Genomic DNA, 7,190 nt, shown 5'->3' with positions numbered 1-7,190 from the left:
AAGATGAAGACCTTGCCCGAGTTCCTCCGGAAATCGGTCACGTGGGACCAGGGCAGCGAGATGGCCGACCACGCCACGTTCACCACGGCCACCGGGATGCCGGTCTATTTCCGCGACCCGCACTCGCCCTGGCAACGCAGGACGAACGAGAACACCCACCGGCTTCTCCGACAGTATTTCCCAAGGGAACCGACCTCTCGGTCCACTCCCAAGCCCACCTCGACGACGTCGCCCGCGAACTCAACGACCGCCCCCGACAGACCCTGAACTGGTACAAACCCGTCGAGAAGCTCAACGAACTGCTGATCAAACACGGTGGCGCGATGACCCCTTGAGGTCAAGAACCCCTATATTTAATTCTACGCGCTGGGGCGGGCGGTAGGAATGGGTCGGGGTTGGCCTGTGGACAACTCCGGGCGAAGCGCGAAGCCACGCGGGTCAGCGGCCTGGGATGTCCAGCACCACGGCCGTGAGGTTGTCCGGGGCGCCGAAGTCGTAGACGGTGTCGCGGATGGCGGTCACCAGGTCGACGGGGTCCGGGATCCGGCTCAGGTCGGCGATCTCGTCCGGGGTGAGCACCGAGCTGACGCCGTCCGAACACAGGAGGAAACGGGTACTCGCGCCCGCCAGCTCCAGATCCAGGACGTGGGGGAGGGGACCCGGGTCCGGCGGGTCGCCCATCGCCTGGGTGAGGCCGCCGCAGGGGCCGGTTATCGCGTCGTCGACGGTCAGCTGTGCCAGGCCGTCGTCGGCCACCTGGTAGACGCGGCTGTCGCCGATGTTGAAGCACAGCACCGAACCCGGCGTGATCACCACACCCGCGATGGTGGTGCCCATCCCGGTGGTCTCGACCACCCGGTTGCCCAGCTCGTTCAGCTCCGCGCTGATCCCGGTCAGCCCCACGGCGGTCTCCTTGGCCCCGGTCCAGTCCAGGTACCGGTCGGCCGCGGTCACCAACGCCGTCGCGCTCGCCACCTCGCCCGCCGCGTGGCCGCCCATCCCGTCGGCGACCGCGCACAGCAGCGGCGACCGGCCGTCCGCGCGCAGGTCCACCACCAGCGGCTCCGCGGATTGGCTGAACCACCCGAACACCGAGACGGCGTCCTCGTTCCCGTCCCGCACCCGACCGCGCGCGGTCATCGCGACCGCGCGCACCACGTCCAGCACCGCACCACCCCCGACCACTCGACGAAAGTCGTCAACCAGCGGAAACCGCCGCGTCGAACCCGAACGCACCGAATGCCCGACCGCCCGGCAAGGCGCGGCCGCGCACCAGCGAGGAGCTCGCGGTGCCGCAAGCATACGGCCCGCGCCACCCCGGTCACCCGCCCTCCGACTCGCCGCGCGGGCATTTCGTTCCACCGCCCCGGCGATAGCCGAAACGCCCGGCCCGAGCAGCCCAAACCGGCGGTCCGAACGCGCCATCACATTCCTGTTCTCGTCCCAAAAGGACCAGACCCGCTTCGGCTCGGGATCCGGAATCCCCGGCGGGGCGGTCCGGTGCCGCCGACCCCAGGGTCTCGAACGGCCGTGTTGTCGGTGCCGGAGTCCGGTGACGCGCGTTCGGCTCCATTTCGCGCGTCGCGAATTGTGCGCGCGGCCAATTCGACAACCTCGTTTCGCGGCGGTCCGCGAAACAGTACCTCGCCGGGTCGCGCGCACTGTCCCCTTCGGACTTCCGGAGTCGGGTCGTCCCCGCCGGACAGGCCGAAGTCCGCACCGGCCGGTCATCCCGTCATCGACCCGGCGCCCGGTGATCAACTGCCGTTAATCTGCGCGTCACCACGAACCGCCCCGGCGCCACCGAATACCGGTCGGTAGCACCCGTTCGGCGAACAATTCACGTGGTGGCGTTCGCCGCGCGGAGGAGACCAACCGGGGTTACTCGCGAGTGCTACCCGCGAGTGAACATCACGCGGAAGTGACTGACTTATAACACTTTCGGTGAGAACTTCATCACAAGGGAAGTGCTACCGATTGGTAGTTCTCCACAGTATCCCAGTGACCGTCATTGCATTGCGCCAAGGCGTGGGGGGCGCTCGACTGGTCGGGCTCGGCTCGCACCGCCCGGACACCACCGTCGGCAGTGCGGAGATCGCCGCCCGGTTCGGCCGGACGGGCGACTGGATCAGAGAGCGGACCGGGATCGTGTCCCGCCGGTTCGCGGCGGGCAACGAGGCCATGGAGGCCATGGCCGTCGCCGCGGGCACCAAGGCACTGGCGCGGGCGGGCTACGGGCCGGGCGAGATCGACCTGGTGATCGTGGCGACGTGCAGCGTGCGCAGCCCGGTCCCGGTGCGGGCCGCCACCGTGGCCAAGGCGCTGGGCGCGCCCGGCGCCGCCGCCTTCGACGTCAACGCCGCGTGCGCGGGCTTCTGCTACGCCATGGCCGTGGCCTCCGACCTGGTGCGCGCGGGGTCCGCCCGGCGGGTCCTGGTCATCGGCACCGAGAAGATGTCCGAGTGGGTCGACCCGACCGACCTGGGCACCTCCATCATCTTCGCCGACGGCGCGGGCGCCGCCGTGGTCGAGGCCGCCGACGAGCCCGGCATCGGCCCGATCGTCTGGGGCAGCGACGGCGCGGCCGAGTCCGCCGACCTCATCGAGATCCCGGTCGGCGGCCAGATGCGCATGCAGGGCCAGTCCGTCTTCCGCTGGGCGACCACCGAGATCCACCCCATCGCCCTGCTCGCCTGCGAACGCGCGGGCATCCGCCCCGGCGACCTCGCCGCGATCGTCCCCCACCAGGCCAACCTCCGCATCATCGAGGCGCTGGCCCGCAAGATCGACGCCCCCGACGCCGTGATCGCCAGGGACGTGGTCGAGTCGGGCAACACCTCGGCCGCCTCCATCCCGATGGCCCTGGACCGCCTGGTCGTCGACCGCCTGGTGGACCCGGGCGGCCTCGCCCTCCTCATCGGCTTCGGCGCGGGCCTGACCTACGCCGCCCAGGTGGTCCGCATGCCCACCAAGGTCCCGGCACCGGTCACCGCCTGACCGGCCCGCCGGGCACGAGCCCCGTACCCGCGCGGGGACTCGACGAGGCTGAGGTCCCGCCTCGGCAACCCACACCGGCAAGCCTGCCCCACTCACCTGGGTTTCCGGCCCGGGACTTCCGCGCCCGCCCCTGTGGCACCGCCGTGCCTGCGACGGAACCTCGCGCCGGGAAACCGGCCCCACTTGCCCGCGAACCCGGGGCGCCGCCGTGCGCGCGACGGAACCTCGCGCCGGAGAACGGCCCCACTCGCCCGGGAATCCGGCACGGGACTCTCGCGCTCGACCCCGGGGCACCGCCGTGCCCGCGACCGAATCTTGCGCCGGGAAACCGGCCCCACTCGCCCGCGAACCCGGCACGGACCCTCGCGTCCGGCCCCAAGGCATTGCCGTGGGCGCGACGGAACCTCGCGCCGGGAAACCGGCCCCACTTGCCCGGGAATCCGGCAGGGGACCTCGCGCTCGACCCTGTGGTATCGCCGTGGGCGCGATGGAACCTCGTGCTGGGAAACCGCCCCACTCGCCCGGGAATCCGGCACGGGACTCTCGCGCTCGACCCCGGGGCACCGCCGTGCCCGCGACCGAATCTTGCGCCGGAGAACCGGCCCCACTCGCCCGCGAACCCGGCACGGGCCCCTCGTGCCCGGCCCCAAGGCATTGCCGTGGGCGCGACGGAACCTCGCGCCGGAGAACGGCCCCACTCGCCTCGCCTGGGTATCCGGCACGGGACTCTCGCGCCCGACCCCAAGGCATTGCCGTGGGCGCAACCGAATCTCGTGCTGGAGGACCGGCCCCACTCGCCCGGGAATCCGGCACGGGACTCTCGCGCCCGACCTCGAGGCGCTGCCGTGGTCGCGACGGAACCTCGTGCTGGAGGACCGGCCCCACTCGTCTCGCCTGGGTATCCGGCACCGGACTCTCGCGCACGACCTTGTGGCATTGCCGTGCGCGCGAACCTCGCCGGGAAACCGACCCCACTCGCCCGAGAATCCGGCACGGGACCCTCGCGCCCGACCTCGCGGAACTGCCGTGGGCGCGACGGAACCCCGGTCGAATCGCGAGGTGATCGGCCCGTCGCCTCGGGCACGTCACCTCCGCCCGGCACCGGACGCGCGCGCCGGTGGCCAATTCCCTCGGCACTTCCTCCCACCGCACCCGGCAATACCCGCCCCGCCCGGCCCGCCCCGGCCGCTCAGGCCGACAGCGGCCCGCCGCTCACCCCCGACCAATCACATCGCGGTACCAGAAATACGAGTCCTTCGGTGTCCGCCGCTGGGTCTCGTAATCCACGTGAATGAGCCCGAACCGTTCCCGGTAACCCGCCGCCCATTCGAAGTTGTCCGTCGCCGACCACGCGAAGTACCCGCGCACATCCGCCCCGTCGGACACCGCCCGCGCCAGCGCCGCGAGGTGCGATTCGTGGTAGTCGATCCGAGCCTGATCGGCCACGCGGCCCGCCACCGGATCGCCGTCGTGGTAGGAACACCCGCTCTCGGTCACGTAGATCGGCGGCAGGTCGTCGCCGTAGCGGGCCGTGAACAGCGCGATCGTCTCCCGCAGCCCGTCCGGGACCACCGGCCACCCGAAGTCCGTCGTCGGGTACCCCGACAGCGGCTTCGGCGCGAACGGCAACCCCGGCGGCAGCGGCGCGCTCGCCACCGCCGACTCCTCGTCCGGCGCCGCCGCGCCGATCAGGGTCGGCTGGTAGTAGTTCAGCCCGAAGAAGTCCAGCGGCTCGGAGATCACCTTCAGGTCCTCGGCCACCGGTCCCGGCATCGCCGCCGCCAACTCCGGCGCCGGGTAGCGGCCGCGCAGCAACGGGTCGGCGAACAGCCAGTTCACCAGCGTGTCGTACGCCTCCGCCGCCGTCCGGTCCGCCTCCGACTCCGACGCCGCCCACACCGGCCCGTGGTTGCTCGCGATCCCGATGTTCGAGCACCCCGCCGCCCGCAGCGCCCGCGCCGCCAACCCGTGCCCGAGCAGCAGGTGGTGCGCGACGGGCAGCGCGTCGAAGCCCAGCGCCCGCCCCGGCGCGTGCACGTCCAGGGCGTAGCCGAACAGGGTGACCACGACCGGCTCGTTGATCGTCATCCACATCCGCACCCGGTCGCCCAGCTTCGCCCCGACCACCTCGGCGTACTCGGCGAACCGCGCGGCGGTGTCCCGGTTCACCCAGCCACCCGCGTCCTCCAGCTCCTGCGGGGTGTCCCAGTGGAACAGCGTGGCGGCAGGGGCGATCCCCGCCTCGCACAGCTCGTCGACGAGGCGGTCGTAGAAGCCCAGGCCCTCCGCGTTGACCCGGCCGCCCGGCAGCACGCGCGGCCACGACACCGAGAACCGGTAGGCGCCTACGCCCAGGTCGCGCAGCAGGGCGACGTCCTCCCGGTACCGGTGGTAGTGGTCGGCCGCCACCGCCCCGGTGTCCTCGTCGCGCACCCGACCGGGGCGCGCGCAGAAGGTGTCCCAGACCGACGGCGCGCGTCCACCCTCCGCGACCGCGCCCTCCACCTGGTACGCGGCCGAGGCCGTACCCCACAGGAAATCGTCGGGTAACCCGGGAAACGGCATGGGATCCTCCTCAGTGGACGGTCCGGACGCGGAACACGAGGGCCGCCCCCGCCACCCCGACCGCCGCGGCGACCAGGTACAGCACGGGGTACCCGCCCAGGTGCGCCACCACCGGCGCGGCCAGCGCCGGGGCGAGCACCTGCGGCAGCGTGTTCGCGATGTTGACCACCCCGAGATCCTTGCCCCGCGCACCCGCCGCGGGCAACACCTGGGTCACGAGCGCGAAGTCCACCGAGGTGTAGGCGCCGTAGCCGACACCGAGCACGGCCGCGGCCACCACCGCGCCCGTCCAGGTCGGCCACACCGCCAGCAGCACCGCCGCCGCCGACATCACCACCCCGGCCACGCACACGAACACCCGGCGCTTGCCCACCCGGTCCGACCAGACCCCGCCGACCAGCACCGTCGCCAGCAGCGCGACGGCGTACACCGCGGTCAACGTGAACACGCCACCCGCCGGGTCGCCGACCCGTACCTCGTCCTGGAGGTAGTAGAAGAGGTAGAGCAGCGCGACGGCGTTGCCCAGGTTGATCAGGAACCTGGGCACCCAGGCCCAGACGAAGTCCCGGTGCCGCAGGAGGCCGAACGGCTTCCGCGCCGGTTCCCGTACCGGCACCCGCCGCCGCTCGCGGGCCAACGCGAACGGCAACGACCCCACGACGACGACCACCGCGCACGCCACATAGCCACTGGAGACGGAGCCACCCGCCAGTGCCAACCCTGTCCCGGACATCACGCCAACGGTCTGGGCGAAACCGAACCAGCCACCCACCGCGCCACGACGGTGTTCGGGGACCTGGTCCGGGACCGCCGCGCTCAGCCCCGCGAAGCAGGAATTGAGCGCGATCTGCGCGACCGACCACAAGGCTACCACACCGAGCACCGTGTCCACTGTGGCCAGAGCGGCCAGCGCGCCGCCGCCGGCCACCGCGCCGCCCAGTACCCAAGGTCCGCGCCGCCCGCTTCGGTCCGACAAGGCACCCCAGATCGGATTGGCGACCATGGACCACGCCGCCCCCACCCCGGTCACCAGCGCCAGCGCGCTTTCCTTGCCGTCGGGCGAGATCCCCTCGACCTGCCGCGCCAGCAGCACCTGCAGCGGCCCGTACCAGCCAACGAACACCGCCGCCGTCGCCCCGCTGAACGCGAGCACCCACCAGGCCCGCACCCCACCCGGCGGCGTGACCTCTCGGGCAACCGAGTTGTCCACAGGCAAGGGTCGACGCCTCTTCATCGGCCGGTGCGACCGGGTAAGCTGGTGCCAGGACATATGGCCGCGAGCCGAACCCCGGCGGGGTACTCGGCCGGTTGGGGCACGCGGCTTTCGCGGGTGTTGATCCGGCCCTCGAGGTTCCGGTTGCCGGACAGCACCGACACGACCGTGCGGTCCGAGGACCGCGCGCCCGCGGAGATCTCCTTGAGCGGCGGGCCGGAGTTGTCGACGCGCGTGGCGTAGCCGACTGGCTCGTGGTCTCGATTCCCGGCGGTTGCCCGCGGTCGGTCGAGGTGGCCACTGCGGTCGTGGCGGGCTCGGCGGTGGGAGTGCCGCCGTGGGTCTTCCGCTTGCCGTGTCACCCGAATCCCGTTCCGTTCCGTGGAAGCCGTTCGCGGTCACCGTGGTGCGCCCA

At 72.0% G+C, this 7,190-nt stretch carries 5 protein-coding genes and 1 pseudogene; 2 read left to right on the top strand and 4 right to left on the bottom strand.

Annotation, left to right across the window (positions count from 1 at the left end; all coding sequences use genetic code 11):
- A pseudogene (locus CLV40_RS35900) lies at positions 1-335 on the top strand (IS30 family transposase); the annotation flags it as partial.
- A 103-nt stretch (positions 336-438) separates the two neighbouring features.
- Here the strand turns inward: CLV40_RS35900 and CLV40_RS38665 are convergent.
- On the bottom strand, positions 439-1,167 hold the full coding sequence (locus tag CLV40_RS38665) for a PP2C family protein-serine/threonine phosphatase (RefSeq protein WP_181043963.1): 729 nt from the start codon (positions 1,165-1,167) through the stop codon (positions 439-441).
- A gap of 828 nt (positions 1,168-1,995) precedes the next feature.
- Between CLV40_RS38665 and CLV40_RS35890 the strand changes: the two genes are divergently transcribed.
- A complete protein-coding gene (locus tag CLV40_RS35890) occupies positions 1,996-2,997 on the top strand; it encodes a beta-ketoacyl-ACP synthase 3 (protein ID WP_181043964.1) in 1,002 nt (333 codons plus the stop codon).
- 1,212 nt (positions 2,998-4,209) lie between these two features.
- Here CLV40_RS35890 and CLV40_RS35885 read toward each other — a convergent pair.
- From CLV40_RS35885 to CLV40_RS37605, 3 genes are read right to left on the bottom strand one after another with little or no spacing between them, the layout of a single operon-like run.
- Entirely contained in the window at positions 4,210-5,562 is a 1,353-nt protein-coding gene (locus CLV40_RS35885) for a GH1 family beta-glucosidase (protein WP_104483490.1), read from the bottom strand.
- Positions 5,563-5,572: 10 nt separating this feature from the next.
- Positions 5,573-6,772 carry an MFS transporter gene (locus CLV40_RS35880; RefSeq protein WP_245931802.1) on the bottom strand — a complete coding sequence of 400 codons (1,200 nt, stop codon included), beginning with the start codon at positions 6,770-6,772 and terminating at the stop codon, positions 5,573-5,575.
- 20 nt (positions 6,773-6,792) lie between these two features.
- Entirely contained in the window at positions 6,793-7,137 is a 345-nt protein-coding gene (locus CLV40_RS37605) for a hypothetical protein (RefSeq protein ID WP_146108404.1), read from the bottom strand.
- Positions 7,138-7,190 lie beyond the last annotated feature (53 nt).

The sequence above is a fragment of the Actinokineospora auranticolor genome, assembly GCF_002934265.1.
GTDB lineage: Bacteria > Actinomycetota > Actinomycetes > Mycobacteriales > Pseudonocardiaceae > Actinokineospora > Actinokineospora auranticolor.
Note: the sequence above shows the minus strand (reverse complement) of the source record. Positions and strands in the feature narration are given on the sequence as shown.

What these genes read in the sequence shown, in the direction of transcription:
- CLV40_RS35885 (WP_104483490.1), bottom strand. Translation starts at nt 5,562, where the DNA reads ATGCCGTTTCCCGGGTTACCCGACGATTTCCTGTGGGGTACGGCCTCG.